This is a genomic window from Priestia sp. SIMBA_032, assembly GCF_046535215.1.
GTDB classification, from domain to species: domain Bacteria; phylum Bacillota; class Bacilli; order Bacillales; family Bacillaceae_H; genus Priestia; species Priestia aryabhattai.
The window spans coordinates 1-362 of the sequence record NZ_JAWRXD010000239.1 but is presented as its reverse complement, the minus strand read 5'-3'; the positions used below and the strand labels follow the sequence as shown (position 1 = coordinate 362).

The window sequence follows — 362 nt, the reverse complement described above, 5'->3', positions numbered from 1 at the left end:
AAATAATAACATACAAAAAACTAGCTGAATAAATCAGCTAGTTTTTTCATTTCATCTTATTCGCAATGTATAATAAATTCTGCTTGATTACCTTTTCATCGTTCTCTTCTACATTCCGATACAGCAGCTGATATTCAATTCCTTTCTCTTTCCATATAAGCGTAGCAAATTCGTCACCACGTTCATAATCATCTTTATTTTTAAAATAAGCAGACGTTCCATTATTCAGTTTCATTTGTTCTTGAAATCGCTTCTCTTCCATAAGATCCGGAAAACTATAAGGAAAGTTCGCGACATTTAACTCAATATACTCATTTCTACCTGGCTCCTTCTGTTTATATTTAATCGTTAAGACAGCGTTC

General features: G+C 32.3%; 1 protein-coding gene. It reads right to left on the bottom strand.

Annotated features, from left to right (window positions below):
- Positions 1–46: 46 nt before the first annotated feature.
- The coding region (locus SB717_RS34175) for a DNA polymerase III subunit delta (RefSeq protein WP_410907270.1) at positions 47–362 on the bottom strand (316 nt) is incomplete at its 5' end.